Genomic DNA, 14,682 nt, shown 5'->3' on the forward strand with positions numbered 1-14,682 from the left:
ACGACGCGCGCAGGGCACGCGTCGGGATGGCGTCGGCCGTCCCACGCGGCCTCGGACCGCCGCGCACCCGGATGCGGGCGTACGGCGCACTGGCAGGTCTTCGGACTCGCGGGCGCGACCGGGCTCGCCGGTCTCCTACTGGCCGTCGCTTCCCAGGCCGCTGGCGGCCCAGTGCTGATGACGGCGGTCGTTCCCACTCACCGCTGCGGGGCAGTCCCGGATTCCCACCGGGTTCCCTCTTGCCTCGACCGCTCCGGATGAGCGGCCGAACCAGCTGCGCCGACACCATATATAGGGTTGGCGCCGTTGTCACACCCCACATGTCGGTCTCGGGCGTGTCGTCGGCGGTCCGGGTGACGCCCGTCGATCGCCGGCCCGCGTCGACGTCGATGTCCGCCCGCGCCGGCTCGGAGGACTGTCGTCCGCTCGGTACGGTCGGACACCACAGGCGCTTTGAGCGCGCTGGCCCGGATCGCGCTCCACCACGGTCCGGGTCGCGCGGCGCGACGCCGAGGACCTGTCGGTCCGTACCGGCGGCGCGGTCCCGGTCTGCCAGGCGCGCGGATTCCACGACTGGCACCGACGTGCGAGCGGACCGGGATCCTGTGGTCACACGATCCCGGTCCGCTCCCAGGCGGTGCGGTCAGACCTTGGTGACCCGGACGGCGTCGGCCACCACGTAACCGGGGGTGCTGGTCCACCGGCTCACCGCGACCAGGTTGCGGTCACCGGCGGCCAGTCCGAAGGTGCCCAGCGAGCGCCACACGCCGCCGCTGGAGCGCTGGTCCACGTTGACCGTGCGGTTGCCCGAGGCGGTGACGACGACGTGCGGGGCCGCGCTGTTGTAGCCGGGGTCGGCCGGGTGGCGTACCTCGATCCGGTAGTCGCCGGCCGTCGGGATGTTCACCTTGAACCAGGCGGCGTCGCTGGCGGGCGTGGGGTTGGCGAAGCGGTAGTCGGCCCCGTAGCGCTGGGCCGAGTACGAGGAGGTGCCCCAGTTGGTGCTCGCCGTGAACCGTCCCGCCGTGGCGTTGTCCACGATGGTGCCGCCCGTGGGCGGGTTGGGTGCGCCCAGGCCGAGGTAGGCGGCGATGCCCTCGGCGTGCCCACGGGCGACGGCGGTGATGAAGTCCGCCCGCTTGAGCAGGTTCGAGTCGGCGACGCTGTCGATGAAGAGGTTCTCGGTCAGCACCGCGGGCATGGCCGCCTCGCGCAGCATGTGGAAGTTCGCGGTCTTCAGCCCCCGGTCGGTGACCCCGCCGATCGTCCGCATGGCGCCGATCACCCTCGGGTGCAGCGCGTTGTGCAGGTTGACGGTGGCCGCGCCCGCCGTCGGGTACCGGTAGCTCTCGAAGCCGGTGCCGCCGCCGGAGTTGATGTGCACGCTCACGAGCAGGTTCGCGCCCCACGCGTTGGCGTCGTCCGTGCGGTACGCCAGGCTGCGGGTGATGTCGGTCGTCCGGGACATGCGGACGTCGACGCCCCAGTTGGCCAGCAGGATGTTGCGCAGCTGCAGGGAGATGTCGAGCGTCAGGGCCTTCTCCTGCAGCCCGTTGCCGACCGCGCCGGGGTCGGTGCCGCCGTGGCCCGGATCGATGTAGACCTTCGGCAACGCCGCCCACGCGGGGCCGGCGACGATGGGGACGGCCGCGGCGCCGGCGACGGCCGCCAACAGGGTACGCCGCCGAAGCGTCGGGTTGTCGAACATGTGCACCTCGTCATCGGGAGAGATCGACACTGCTCGGCAATATAGCGGGACATCGATAGAACATGAAAGATGTCTACGTCTTTTGATCTGAGATCTGAAGGTTTCCTCCCCCCAGGGCGTCGAACCTCGCCGGGCTGACCACCGGTCGGCAGCCGAGCTGCGCAAGCACTGGTGTTGCGAGGCTAGGATTCCTTCACGCCGATGTCTGCGACACCGGGTCACACCTGCGCGTTCCCGGACGAGGAAGGAAGCGATGGTCAGCGTCAGCCCGCTCCAGTCGGACGACCGCCCCGGGTGGGAGGAGTTGTTCTGCGGCTACAACGCCTTCTACGGCCGCACCTGGCCCGCGGATCGGTACGACCGGGCCTGGCAGGAGTTCCAGCGCGGCGACAGAGTGCGTGCGCTCGGGGCGCGGTTGGACGGCCGGCTGGTCGGCATCGCCCACTTCCTGGTCCACGCCAGCACGACGTCGCCCGACGTCTGCTATCTGCAGGACCTGTTCACGGCTCCCGAGGCGCGCGGCAGGGGTGTCGCCCGTGCGCTGATCAGGGCCGTCGAAGCGTGGGCGAGCGACCAGGGCTGTGATCGGCTGTACTGGCTCACGAGGGAAGACAACCGCACAGCCCGGCGGCTCTACGATCAGGTCGCCGAGAACCGCGGGTTCATCCAGTACGTGGTTCCCCTCTAGCGTCGGGCGGCGCCGCCCGTGCTGCGGCCTTGTCTGGTGGGTCGAGGTACAGGCCGACCACATCGCGGATCCTGGCTTCCAGGCGCGGGTTCGGTGGAGCGCTCGAACGGGTGTTCTCCGGGAGCTCACGGAGACTCGGCCCGCCCGACCGCGAGCCTCACCTTCTCCCCCGACGCCTGGAAGCCCTCGTCCCGGCTGATCAGGGTTCGATCGGGCGGACCTGACCGCCGTACCGCTCATAGAGCACGCGGTTGTGCGCGTCGCCCCGCGCCAGATTCGCGGACACGTGGACAGGCGGGTCGATGCCGCGGTCCAGCAACTGGCGGCAGACCAGTTCGGTGAGCAGCTGCGCGATGAGGACTCCGGTGAACGACGAGACCGCCCCTATCCGAACTCCCGGGGTGATCTCCAGTGCCGCGTCCCCCGCCGGCGCGTGGTTGTCGATCACCACATCCGCCAGGTCGGCGAGGTGTGGTCCCTGGGTGGAACGGGCACCGGCCGAGCGGGTGTGCGCCAGTGAGGTGACCGCCACGATCGGGTGGGAACGCTCGCGGGCCAGCACCGCCATCTCGGTGACGGCAGCGTTGATTCCGGAGTTCGAGACGATCAGGAAGGCGTCATGCTCGGAGGGCCCGGCGAGGTGGTAGATCCGCTCGGCGAGGCCGGGCTCGCGCTCGTACGTCGGGTCGAGGATCGGCCCCGGGTCGGCGCCACCGAACATCACGAGGTCCTTGACCGCCAGCATGCTGACGGCGGCGAGCCCGCCGGCACGCCCCGCGAGTTCGAGGGTGACGATCCGCGAGTGGCCGGTCCCGAACGCCTGTAGGACACCGCCGGCGGCGATGGCGTCGGCGACGAGCCCGGCCGCCGCCTCGATGGCGTCGAGCTGTGCTGCCAGGACCTGTTCGAGTGCGGTCCGGGCGATGTTGGCGTAGGCAGGCTCAGGCACTGGTCCTCCTGGAGGGTTCCCGGCCGCGGACGGCCTCTACGGCGGCCGACACGGCGGCCTCGACGACGACCTCGCCGCTGCCCGAGGTGACCGGACTGGCATAGGTTTCGTAGCAGGGTTGCGTGTCACGGGTGGGCAGGTAGCCGAGGTAGCCGTTCGCGTAGCCGAGGACCACGATGTCCCGTACCTGTTCCGGCGCTGCGGCACGGATCGTCTCGCCCAGCTCCAGGAACAGCTCGCCGGGAACGGCCACGACCGTGACCCCGTCGAGGTCCACCGCCTCCACGTCGATCACATACGGTTCCGTGCGCTGGCGGGCGGCCTGTTCCGCCGCGATCCGCAGCCCCTGTTGCATGACGCGGTGGATGCGTTCGTTTCCGCCCCCTGGCTGCGGGGTCTGCCGCACGGCGACCTCGAGCTCCGACGGCTGTTTCGGCGCAAGCGTCACTGTTCGCGAGACCGGCGGGCGGACCGGCGGTGCGGCACCTCCGCCGACGCGCGGCGAGACCGGATCGACCCGGTCGGCCAGCCAGGCGCCGAGCCGATCCACCTCGTCAAGCCCCCGCCCCCGACGAGTGTGCCTGGTGCTGATGTCGCCGGCCGCACCGGTGGCGACGACCACCCACCTGTCCGGTGTGGACAACGCCCGGCGGATGCCGCCGTTGAGGTCCGCGCTCACCTGGTTGTTGCCGGCGGGAAGGACGGTCGGGTGGACCGGTGACACCACGACCAGCCCCACCACCTCGGTACCCGCGGTGACCACGATGGTGTCGACGGGAACGTCCAGGGGAGCCGGATCAGCGATGTTACGGTGACCTGCCAGCTGGGGAACCAGCGTGCGGGCGGAGCCGAGTCTGGCGGCGCGCTCGGACGCCATGGCAGACCGCGCGGCCACGAGGGATGCGGCTTCGAGCCGGTCGGCGACGTGCGGTGGCGTGGCCTCGCCGCCAGGGCTGCAGCCCGCCTCGGGGCTCGCGTGGGTGTGGGTGGCGGAGACCCAGCAGGACTGCACGCCGACGTCTCGCATGGCGGTCCGGATTCGTTCCACGACGTCGACGTTGACGCAGACCAGGTCCGCGACCACCAGCGCGAAGCGGTGGCCCTCGTCGGCGAAGGTCACGACATGGACCTCCAGTGGGTCGAGCACGTCCTGGACGCCGTCAGAGCGGTCGGCATACCCGCCCATGGGCTCTCCGGGTACGACCTCGAGACGTGCCACCCCGTGTCCGGCCCTCATGCGTCACCACCGGATTCCTGGCGCGCCAGCAGGCGCGCGTAGGGGGCGGCACCGCTCAGCAGCACCGGACCGCCGTCGAGCGGCTCCGCTCTGGGTGTGACCAGGGGCAGCCCTCTGGCCCCGAGTTCGGCCGACAGCGCCTGGTGGAGAGCGTTTCCCGGGGTCAGCAGCCGTCCGCTGAAGGACACCCGGCGAGCCGCCCCGCCGAGACCGAGCCGGTCGGTCGCCGCCTGCGCCGCGTCGGCGAGGTCGGCCGCGGCCCCGGCGCAGATCCGGCCCGCCACCGGATCGGCCCCGGCGGCCGCGTCGAGCACCTCGCGGGCGAAGGCCGCCGTACGCGAGATCATGGCCGGGTCCCGGTAGTACCGCTGGAGCGAGGCCAGGTCGACGCCGCCGAGCGCCGCGACGAGACGGTCGACCAGCACGGTGGCCGGCCCGACCCGGTCGTACGACGCGGTCGCGGCGCGCATCCCGGCCAGCCCGATGGCGTGCGCGCTGCCCCGGTCACCGAGGTGGGGACCCCATCCGTCGAGCCGGGCGTGATCGCCGTCGGCGTCCACGGCGAGCACGGTCGTCCCGGTCCCGACACACAGCAGTACGCCGGGGCCGCCGAGAGCGCCGGCGTGCGCGAGGATGCTGTCCTCCACGACCACGGCCGGACCGCCGAACTGCCGTTCGAGGGCGAGGGCGAGGCGCCGGCGTTCCGCGGGCTCCCCCGGTACGCCGGTCAGGCCGGCCACCACGCCCGCCACCTGTGTGGGAAGGGGGATCGTCGCCGCGGCGCCACGAACCGCGGCCAGGATCCGCTCGACGCCGTCCTCGTGGGGCTGGTAGGAGAAGCCCGGGCCGGTGCCGAGCTGGCGGCCCGCCGCGGTGCACAGCAGCAGCCGAAGCTCGGACTTGCCGCCGTCGATGGTGATCGTCATTGTCAACGTGACATCCCTGCGGTCAGGCCCGCGACGATCTGCTTGGTCGCGAGTGCGAACACCACGGCCAGCGGCACCAGGGCGATCACGAGTCCGGCGAAGAGGGTGCCGCGGTCGGCGGCGAACTCGCCGAAGAACCGGGTCAGCCCGACCGGGACGGTGTACTTGTCCCCGCTGCGCAGCAGCACCAACGGATAGAAGAAGTCGTTCCAGGTCGGTGCGAACTGGAAGACCGTGGCGACCGCGAGCGCCGGCCGCATCAGGGGCAGGACGACCGACACGAACAGCCGGCCCTCGTGTGCCCCGTCGATGCGCGCGGCCTCCTCCAGTTCACCGGGTAGTCCCCGCATGAAGCCCATGATCACGAAGATCGAGAACGGGATTCCGCTCGCCGCGTAGAGCAGCACCAACCCGATCCGGCTGTCGATCAGACCCATCGACTGGAACATGTAGAACACCGGCAGCAGGCCGAGCTTCGCGGGGATCATCAACCCGGACAGGAAGAACGCCGCCAGCAGGGCGCGGCCCCGGAACCTCCACCTGGACAGGGCGTAGGCGGCCATCGCCGACACGCTGACGCACAGCGCCACCGAGGCGCAGGTGACGGTCAGGGAGTTGACGAAGTACGTCGAGATCGACGCGGTCTGCCACGCGCGGGTGTAGTTGCTCAGGTCGAACGAGCCGGGCAACCCGACCGGTGCCCGGAGGATCTCCGCGTTGGGCCGCAGCGATCCGATCAGCACCAGCAGCAGCGGGCCGAAGGCGATCGCGGCGTAGGCCCACAGGACGAACTGGCTGCCGGCGGTGCGGAGCAGCGAACGCTGGCGGGTGCCGCGCGGAGGTTCAAGTTCGCCCCTGGCTTGTGGTGCCGTGCGGGGGGCGGCGCGCAGGGTGGTCATCTAGTGGACCTCCCGGCGGCGCAGCACCCGCTCCAGGGCCAGGGAGACCCCGAAGATGAACACGAAGATGAGCATGGCCAACGCCGAAGACTCTCCGATCGCGTTGCTGCCGCCCTGGAAGGCGGTCCGGTAGTAGAGCAGGCCCAGTACGTCCATCGCGCCGCCGGGTCCGCCGTCGGAACCGCCCAGCGCGTAGACGAGGTCGAAGATGTTGAAGCACCCGATGAACGTCAGCACGGTGATCACGCCGACCGCCGGCATCAGGAGCGGGAACCGGATGCTCCAGAACGCCCGGGTCGCGGACGCGCCGTCCATCGCGGCCGCCTCCTCCAACTCCTGGGGGATGCCGCCCAGCGCGGCGCCGAAGATGAGCATCGGTCCGCCGATCCACTGCCAGGCGTTGACCAGGATCAGTACGGGCAGGGCGAGGTCCGGCTCACCGAGCCACGGGCGCGCCCACGCGTCCAGGCCGACCGCGCGGAGCGCGAAGTTGATCGGGCCGAAGGTGGGGCTCAGCAGGAGCGACCAGATGTACCCGACGATCAGTGGGCTGATCAGGTAGGGAAGCGAGAAGAGCGTCTGGAACAGCCGCTTGCCCCAGGGATTGCGGTGCAGGAGCACCGCCAGGCCCAGTCCGATGGTGTTCTGGATCGCCATGGTCCCGACGAAGAAGAGGACATTGTGCCCCAGCGCGGCGGGGATCTCGTCGCGTAACGGATAGCGGGTGAAGATCTCCTGGTAGTTGCCGATTCCGACGAACTCCCCCTGCCGGGTGCCGTCCCAGTGGAACAGCCCGTAGTAGAAGGCGGTGACCAGCGGCACCACGAGGAAGAGGCCGTAGAGCGCGAGAGCCGGCAGGCAGAAGGCCGTGATCCAGCCTGCCGAGACCCGTCCCGCCCGGCGGCGTGACCGCCGGGCAGGACGGACCGTCAGTTCTTGGGCCGGAACCACTGATCGACCCCTCGTTGGACGTGCGCGGCCGTGTCGGCGGCGTTGCGTCGGCCGAGGACGTAGTCGGAGAACGCCTCGGAGGCGAGGTCCCAGGCGGTGGGTGTGCCGCCGGAGAAGTACGCGTAGGTGACGTACGGGCTCGGGTTCGCCTGGTATTCCCTGAGCGCCTGCGCCAGGAGTTCGTCCTGCGGCTGGACGCCCGGCACCGCGGAGATCTGGCGGAGCTCGGTGGCCAGGGCGAGACCGAACTCCTCGGTCGCCATCCACCGCACGAGGTCCAGAGCCGCATCCCGGTGGGGCGACTTCGCCGAGACGCCGAACGACCCGTCGACGTAGCCGGGAACCAACGTCTTGTCGACCGCCGCGCCGGGCGCGGGCGGCACGTTGAAGATGCCCAGGTCCAGCTGCGGGTTGGCCTTCTTGAACCCGGCGATCTCCCACACGCCACCGGGGAACGCGGCGGCCCGGCCGGAGGTGAAGAGTGCCTGCGCGTCCGCGTAGCTAACCCCGGACGCCTGCGCCGGCCAGTACTTCTGGGTGCTCTTCCAGGTCTCGAGGGAGTTCACCCAGGGCGTGCCGGTGAACTTCGCCGAGCCGTCGAGCATCCTGGTGAGGTAGTCGGGACCGCCGTACGTCGTGGCGCCGAAGATCTCCTGTTCGATCGGCAGCATCCACTTGTCGGTGACGGTGTTCGCCAGCGGGGTGACGCCGGCCTTGCTGAGCTTGTCGAAGCCCGCGATCATGTCCGCCCACGTGGTGGGGGCGGCGATGCCGTTGTCGGCGAAGAGCTTCTTGTTGTAGATGACGTGCAGCGTCTGCAGCGCGAACGGAACGCCGTAGACGCGCCCGTCCTTCTCGCCCTTCGCGCCGTCGAGGACCGGCTTCGGGAAGCCGCCGAGCTTGTCGACCTGGTCGTCGAGGGGCACCAGGCTGCCGGCGGCGACCAGCGGCTGGAGCAGCCCGTAGGAGCGCAGCTGCGCGACGTCGGGGCCGCTGGAGTCGGTGAGGCCGGTCTTGAGGATCGTGTCGTACTCGGTGTTCTTGTAGGGAAGGTACTCCACCGTCACGCCCGGGTGGGCCTTCTCGTAGATCTGGAAGATCTTGTTGTATGCCGCGACATCCTCCTGCCGCCAGCCCCAGACCTTCAGGTTGACGGCGTCGTCGCCGCCGTCCCCGCTGCCTGGCGCGCACGCAGTAAGGGTGATGGCGAGCAGCGCTGCCGCCCCCAACACACCGCGTCTTCTGGGCATCGCGTCTCCGATCGTCGTGGCCGCCACCCGCTGGAGGTGGCGGATGAGCCGAGGTTAATACTGGTATAGACCGGAGGTCAACGGTTACGCCGACCTCACCAGCCGTGCGGGCAGTTGCCCGTACGATGGCTTGAATCCGTAGGAAGGAGAGCTGGTTCGTGCCAAGGACCCGACATGAGCCGAGCGACGGGGCGCTTGAGTCCTTGCCGGCGGAGCGCAACGGCGGCAAGGGCGAGCACATCAGGGACGTCCTCACCGCCATGGTCCTGAACTCGCGGGACGGTGCGCTGCTCCCCTCGGAGCGGGTCCTCGCCGAACGGTTCGGCGTCGCCCGGATGACCGTCCGGGGCTCCATCGACGCGCTGGAGTCGAAGGGGATGGTCCGGCGGGTGCCCGGACGTGGGACCTTCGTGCAGCATCCCACGCTGACCCACTCGGAGATCTTCCGCTCGTTCAGCGAGGACATGCGGATGCGCGGCATGACACCGGGTGCCAAGTCGTACCGCGCCCGCACCCGCCCGGCCACCCGCCTGGTCGCCGCCAGCCTCGACATCGCCCCGGGCGACCCGACCCACTACATCGAGCGGATCCGCACGGCGGACGGCATCCCGATGGCGCTGGAGCGGACGAACCTCGCCGCCGCGCGGTTCCCCAGCCTGCTGAAGGTGATGGAGCGCGACGACTCGCTGTACGAGGTTCTGAGCCGCGTCTTCGGGGTGCGGCTCGAATCGGCGCGGCAGACCGTCACCATCGCCCGGCTGACCGACACCGAGGCAGAACGGCTCGAAGTCGCCGAGGACACCCCGGCGTTCCTGATAGAGCGCATCTCGGTCGACAACATGGGAAAGGTCGTGGAATACGGCCGGTCGCTCTACCGCGGTGACCGTTACGCCATCCAGATGCACGTCAGCCCCCCGTCCCAGGGCGGCTGACGCGCATCCGGAGAGCCGTCAGCGCAGACCGGTGAGGTAGTGCGCCTCGAGTTCGGCTGCGGTCAGGGCACGATCGTAGATCGCCGCCTCGTCGAGGTCACCCTGCAGCCGGTGGTTCGCGTCGTCCCCGCGGCCACCGAGCTTGACGCTCGCCGTACCGCTGCCGGGCGGCACCGACGTCGCGACGCTGTTGTCCGCGACGCCGTCGAGGTACACGGTCAGTCGTGACCCGTCGAAGACGGCGGCGACGTGGTGCCACTCGTTCGCCGTCAGCCGGGTACGGCCGGTCACGAGGCCGTGGCCCTTCCCCGCGGCACCGAGCGACCACGCCTGCAGGACGCCGTCGGTCACCCGCAGGGCGTACCCGTCGACCGCCGGCCCGGAGTAACTCTCGATGACCGCCTGCCCCGGCGCCGGGGCGAGCGTGTCGAGCTTCACCCACGCCTCCAACGTGAAAGCGCCCTGAAGGTCGGTCCGCGGGCTTCGCGGCGCCTCGACGTAGCCGGCGGAGAGGTCCGCCGCCCGGTCACCGGTGATCGCACCCTCGGCGGCCGGACGGGCGCCGGCGAGGTAGGTCCCGTTCCGTCCGCTGGTGGAGTTGTCCACGGCGGTGCCGGAGCCGGCCGGGTCGCCGAGGCGCCAGTAGCCGGCCGGGTCCGCCCCGGTCACGAGGTTCGGGTAGCTCTGCTCCCCGACCAGGATCGGCAGCGACACGTCCACCGGCGGCGCGCCGTCCTCGTTGACGGCCACCGTGACCTGGTAGCGCCCCGGCTTCGCGCCGGCCGGGACGGTCACCGTCACCGGCACGCTCGCGACGATGGTCCGGCCACCCGGCCGGGCCCGGAACACCTGCGTCGCCGGGTCGGTGGTCCAGCCGTCCGGGCCGGTGGCGGTCACCTGTGCGCTGAGCCGGTGATCCGCGAACACCTCGACGGCGACCTGGAACCGCTTCGTCTTCCCCGGCGCGACGAGCGACCCCGGCGGGTCGACCGAGACGGTGCCGCTGAACACGTCGGAGTAGTGCGGGACGATCTCGTAGATGCGCGGGGCCGCGCCGCCCGACGCCCAGAGGATCCGCACCGCGCTGGCGGAAAGGTCCGCCGCCGGCACCTTGGTGAACCCGTCGGCGAGCGGTCCGAGATCCACCCAGGCGCCATCGACCATCGCCTGGATCACCCCGTCGGCGGGAGCGGTCGCGTCCTGCACCACGGTCACCGCCGACAGCCGGTGCGGCTTGGTGATCGGTACCGTGATCGCGTCGCCGTCGCGCGGCTTGCCGGCCGCGACGTAGGCCGTGTCGTCGCGCCGGTCGGTCAGGTTGCCCAGCGCGGACCCTTGGGCGGCAGCCGGTAGGCCCGTGGGGGCCCCGAGGTCGCCGTACCAGCGGTCACCGACGTAGCCGTCGCTCTGGGAGGCCGCGAAGCTGAGGAGGTCGTCGACCGGGCCGGGACTGATCTGGTGCGAGGTCCTGTCGAGGATGCCGCGGGCACGCGCCTGCTCCCGCCGGGCCAGCCAGGCGGCTTCGCCGTCCCCCCGGTCCTGCGCCCGGAGGATGCCCAGGGCCGCCCGACCCGCCTGGCCGGTCGTGCCGACCCGGTCCAGCCAGGGCTCGATCTGCTTGAGTAGCAGAGGGTTGTCCAGCTGCGCCCGGAGCGTGGTGGGGAGTTCCTCCAGACGGCGCAGCTCGCGGTCGAGCTGGTCGAGTTGGGCGTTCACCGCCCGGCCCGCCGAGTAGTCGGCGATGAGCCGGTTGATGAGCGCGGCGAACTGCGGCCGTGCGGTGTTGTCCAGGGCGCTGGCCTTGTTGTTCTCCGCGAAGAGCCGCAGCTGTTCGTACGCGTCGCCGCCGATGATCTCGAGGGTCCGCGTCCATGAGCGCTGCGCGTCGTAGGCCCCGGGGTTCCAGGCGTAGTCGGCCTGCGTGCCGAGTGGGATCTGCGAGGCCTCCTGATGCTGGACGAGTCCGTTGAACGAGATGCCCAGGACGTCGTCCGCCATGCCGGCGTCGCGGTTCACCAGTGGGCCCAGCAGGAGTCGGTCGGGGCTGTAGTCGTTGACCGGGTAGTTGTCCCAGATCATGATCCGGTGCCGCGGCCAGGCATCCTGGGCGGCCCGGAGGTCGTCCTCGGTGATGCGCGGCGAGACCACTTCCGGGCCCGTCCAGTAGAGGTCGACCTCGGTGCTCAGCAACTCGTCGAACCGGTTCTTGTACGGCGTGGGCGTCATGCCCCAGTACTCCGTCGGCACGGCCACCATGCGGCTGGCGCCGGGACGCTTCTCGATGAACTCGCGTTGGACCAGGTTGGTGACACCGGCCTGGGCGGCCGCGAGCGGCGACGGATCGCCCTGGTAGGCGTCCCGGTCCTCCTGGCACGCGAAGTTTCCGGACACGTCGTCCCAGGCGATGACGTAGCTGCGGACCCCGATCTCCCACAACTGCGCCAGACGCGCCAGCAACTTGGCCCGATCGGTGTCGCGCACGTGGCAGATCCCCCTGCCCGGCGCCAGGGGCGCCTCCGGCGAGATCCGGTACACGAAATCGACATGACGGGACGTCGCCAGGTCGAGGATCTCCTTCAGCCGACCCAGTTCCGCCTCGTCGTACAGGGAGTCCCAGTGCGATCCGGTACGCAGGTCGTCCGCCGGCCCGTAGAAGAACTGGTTCATCTTGTGTCGAGCCAGGAACTCGATCTGCGAGCGCCGGTCCTCCTGCGACCACACCGGTCCGTAGAACGACTCCATGCCCCCACGGATCCGGTAGCTCGGCCAGTCGCGCATTGCCACGCCGTCGACGGCCACCCGGGTTCCTTTCGACACGAGCAGCTGACGCAGTGATTGAACGGCGTAGAAGGTGCCGGCACCGTCCACACCCGCGAGGACGATCCGCGGTCGCCCGAGCCGGTCGTGCCCGGCCGCCAGCACGTAACCCTCACCGGGCAACCCCGCTGGCCCCGGCACCCCGAGAGCGCTCAGCGCGGCGACGCTCGCCGGCGTCTCGTCCGGGCCGCCAAGGACGATCACCGGACGCGATGTCGACATGTCCGCGCTTCCGACGACCCTGGCGGTGACCCCGCGCGCGCCGAGCACGTCCACGACAGACTGCCGGGCCGCCGGATCCGCGGCCGCACCCGCGACGACGTCGACGTGTTCGGGCAGGACAACAGATCCTGGACGCGGCTCCACGCGCTGCGGCGCCGGAAGGACACGCGCCCCGCCCACGCGATCGGGGGCCTGGGCCTCGCCCCGAGCCGGCAGAGGGCTCACCAGGCCAATGGCGAGCATGACCGATCCGGCCAACACGCCGGTGCGGCGACAGCCGCGAAACGAGCGCAACAGGAACATCGAACCTCCACATCAGATCTGGGCCAGCCGTGGTTCCGGTATGGGTTCGGCGTGGCGTGCGGTGAGCGGACCACCGCGCGGACCGGCCGACGTGACGTCTGCCGGCCTGATCGGGTCAGCAGGGACGAGGCCGGCCGTCGGGGGCGGTGCCGACGGCCGCGCGAGAGGGCCTCCCGGAGGATGACCCGGGCGGGGCTGGCATCCGCGGGCGGAATCGATTGAGCAACCGGTCTATACCGAGGACGAGGATCCACGCCACTCCCGACCACGTCAACCCCCTACCGGCGAACGACAGGCGCTGGTCCGGGTCGCTGTGCGTAGCGATCCATTGACATCGACCCGACCGGGCTCCACGATACTGGCCTAGTCCGGTATCTGGCCGTGCCGCCGACATCGACGGCCGACCCCGAAGGGAGATCGCCATGCGTATCCCGCCCATCCGCCGCAGCCAGGCCCACGCCGCCTTGCTCGCCGCGCTTGCCGCCCTCGCTCTGGTCGTGCCGGCAGCGCCGGTCGTGGCAGGCCCGAGTGCCGTCACCGCCGTGGCCGAAGGCCCCAGAAAGCTCATCGCACAAGGGTTCGCAGACCCGGACGTGGTCCGCATCGGCCAGACCTGGTACGCCTACGCCACCAACGACTTCAGGCACCTCCCGGTGGCCAGCGCGCCCACCATCGACGGGCCGTGGCAGGTCCTCGGTGACGCGATGCCGGGCGGACCCGGCAGCTGGGCCGTCGCCGGCAGAACCTGGGCGCCCGACGTGCAGCCCAACCCTGACGGCAGTCTGACCCTCACCTACACGGCCCAGGACGCCGCCTCTGGTCGTCAGTGCATCGGCGTGGCGATCGCGACCTCGCCGCTCGGGGGGTTCGTGCCCTACGGATCAGGGCCGCTCATCTGCCCCCTCAGCCAGGGCGGCGCGATCGACGCGAACACCTTCGTCGCACGGAACGGAACGCGCTACCTCACCTGGAAGAACGACGGCAACGCCATCAACCGCCCGTCCACGCTCTGGGTCAGCCAGGTCACCAACAACGGCACCACCCTGGTCGGTCCGACGACCGCGATGCTGACCGTTGCGGCAGGGCAGATCATCGAGGCGCCGGACCTGGTCCAGCGTGACGACAAGATGGTGCTGTTCTACTCCGGTGGGTCCTTCGCCAGCTGCGGCTACTACACGTCGTACGCCACGGCGCCGGCGGTCACCGGCCCCTGGACGCCGGCGCAGAGCGCCTTCATGACCCAGGCGAACACGGGACTCTGCGGTCCGGGTGGGGCGGACGTCGTGACGGCCCAGGACGGGCTGGGCGGCGGCGACAAGGTCGTGATGCACGCCGCGGTCGCGGACGGCAGCAGGCACATGTACTCGATCGACCTCCGCTGGGTCAACGGCCTACCGGTCCAGGGCGGCAGCCGCAAGTCCTCGCTCGACGGCAACGGCCGCGCAGAGATCGCCCTGATCCAGACCGACGGCCAGATCAAGGCCTGGCACAACTACAAGGGCTTCGACGCCATGCCGTACGGCGCCGCCGCGGTCATCGGAACCTCCTTCACCGACCCGGCCAGGGTGCGCTTCGCCGACCTCGACGACGACGGGAGGTCCGAGCTGATCCAGATCCAGACCGACGGCCAGATCAGGGCCTGGCACAACGACCTCGGCTTCGCCGCCTCGCCGTACGGGAACTCCGTCGTCATCGCGACCGGATTCACCGACCCGGCCAGGGTGCGCTTCGCCGACCTCGACGACGACGGGAGGTCCGAGCTGATCCAGATCCAGACCGACGGCCAGATCAGGGCCTGGC

General features: G+C 70.7%; 11 protein-coding genes and 1 riboswitch. Of the genes, 3 read left to right on the top strand and 8 right to left on the bottom strand.

The annotated features are described in order from the left end of the window. Window positions 1-73: 73 nt before the first annotated feature. A riboswitch (cobalamin riboswitch) is annotated at window positions 74-290 on the bottom strand. 353 nt (window positions 291-643) lie between these two features. After that, window positions 644-1,738 (bottom strand): N-acetylmuramoyl-L-alanine amidase, encoded by a 1,095-nt coding sequence (locus tag AB0883_RS18745; protein WP_366642425.1) that lies wholly within the window; start codon window positions 1,736-1,738, stop codon window positions 644-646. Window positions 1,739-1,961: 223 nt separating this feature from the next. On the opposite strand from AB0883_RS18745, the gene AB0883_RS18750 reads away from it, so the two are divergent. Beyond that, window positions 1,962-2,396 carry a GNAT family N-acetyltransferase gene (locus AB0883_RS18750; RefSeq protein ID WP_366642426.1) on the top strand — a complete coding sequence of 145 codons (435 nt, stop codon included), beginning with the start codon at window positions 1,962-1,964 and terminating at the stop codon, window positions 2,394-2,396. Window positions 2,397-2,595: 199 nt separating this feature from the next. On the opposite strand, the gene AB0883_RS18755 is transcribed toward AB0883_RS18750, so the two are convergent. The 6 genes from AB0883_RS18755 to AB0883_RS18780 are packed head-to-tail and all read right to left on the bottom strand — an operon-like array spanning window position 2,596 to window position 8,608. Continuing rightward, window positions 2,596-3,345, bottom strand: coding sequence for an SIS domain-containing protein (locus AB0883_RS18755; protein WP_366642427.1), 750 nt, complete (start codon window positions 3,343-3,345; stop codon window positions 2,596-2,598). Then, window positions 3,338-4,531 (bottom strand): hypothetical protein, encoded by a 1,194-nt coding sequence (locus tag AB0883_RS18760; RefSeq protein ID WP_366642428.1) that lies wholly within the window; start codon window positions 4,529-4,531, stop codon window positions 3,338-3,340. The genes AB0883_RS18755 and AB0883_RS18760 overlap by 8 nt, the downstream gene beginning before the upstream one ends. 47 nt (window positions 4,532-4,578) lie before the next feature. After that, a complete protein-coding gene (locus AB0883_RS18765; RefSeq protein ID WP_366642656.1) occupies window positions 4,579-5,508 on the bottom strand; it encodes a BadF/BadG/BcrA/BcrD ATPase family protein in 930 nt (309 codons plus the stop codon). Between the two features lie 2 nt (window positions 5,509-5,510). Further along, window positions 5,511-6,407: a carbohydrate ABC transporter permease gene (locus AB0883_RS18770; protein WP_366642429.1), complete on the bottom strand. Its 897-nt coding sequence runs from the start codon at window positions 6,405-6,407 to the stop codon at window positions 5,511-5,513. Next, window positions 6,408-7,358 (bottom strand): sugar ABC transporter permease, encoded by a 951-nt coding sequence (locus tag AB0883_RS18775; protein ID WP_366642431.1) that lies wholly within the window; start codon window positions 7,356-7,358, stop codon window positions 6,408-6,410. Next, on the bottom strand, window positions 7,337-8,608 hold the full coding sequence (locus AB0883_RS18780; RefSeq protein WP_366642432.1) for an extracellular solute-binding protein: 1,272 nt from the start codon (window positions 8,606-8,608) through the stop codon (window positions 7,337-7,339). The genes AB0883_RS18775 and AB0883_RS18780 overlap by 22 nt, the downstream gene beginning before the upstream one ends. Window positions 8,609-8,766: 158 nt before the next feature. Between AB0883_RS18780 and AB0883_RS18785 the strand changes: the two genes are divergently transcribed. Then, entirely contained in the window at window positions 8,767-9,540 is a 774-nt protein-coding gene (locus AB0883_RS18785; RefSeq protein WP_366642433.1) for a GntR family transcriptional regulator, read from the top strand. A gap of 18 nt (window positions 9,541-9,558) precedes the next feature. On the opposite strand, the gene AB0883_RS18790 is transcribed toward AB0883_RS18785, so the two are convergent. Next, entirely contained in the window at window positions 9,559-12,882 is a 3,324-nt protein-coding gene (locus AB0883_RS18790) for a beta-N-acetylglucosaminidase domain-containing protein (protein WP_366642434.1), read from the bottom strand. Between the two features lie 422 nt (window positions 12,883-13,304). Here AB0883_RS18790 and AB0883_RS18795 point away from each other — a divergent pair. Next, window positions 13,305-14,682: family 43 glycosylhydrolase (locus AB0883_RS18795; RefSeq protein WP_366642435.1), on the top strand; the 1,378-nt coding region annotated here is incomplete at its 3' end.

The organism is Micromonospora sp. NPDC047812 (assembly GCF_040704175.1).
In the GTDB taxonomy this organism is placed as follows: domain Bacteria; phylum Actinomycetota; class Actinomycetes; order Mycobacteriales; family Micromonosporaceae; genus Micromonospora.

What these genes read in the sequence shown, in the direction of transcription:
- AB0883_RS18760 (WP_366642428.1), bottom strand. Translation starts at nt 4,531, where the DNA reads ATGGGCGGGTATGCCGACCGCTCTGACGGCGTCCAGGACGTGCTCGAC.
- AB0883_RS18750 (WP_366642426.1), top strand. Translation starts at nt 1,962, where the DNA reads ATGGTCAGCGTCAGCCCGCTCCAGTCGGACGACCGCCCCGGGTGGGAG.
- AB0883_RS18765 (WP_366642656.1), bottom strand. Translation starts at nt 5,508, where the DNA reads ATGACGATCACCATCGACGGCGGCAAGTCCGAGCTTCGGCTGCTGCTG.
- AB0883_RS18780 (WP_366642432.1), bottom strand. Translation starts at nt 8,608, where the DNA reads ATGCCCAGAAGACGCGGTGTGTTGGGGGCGGCAGCGCTGCTCGCCATC.
- AB0883_RS18770 (WP_366642429.1), bottom strand. Translation starts at nt 6,407, where the DNA reads ATGACCACCCTGCGCGCCGCCCCCCGCACGGCACCACAAGCCAGGGGC.
- AB0883_RS18790 (WP_366642434.1), bottom strand. Translation starts at nt 12,882, where the DNA reads ATGTTCCTGTTGCGCTCGTTTCGCGGCTGTCGCCGCACCGGCGTGTTG.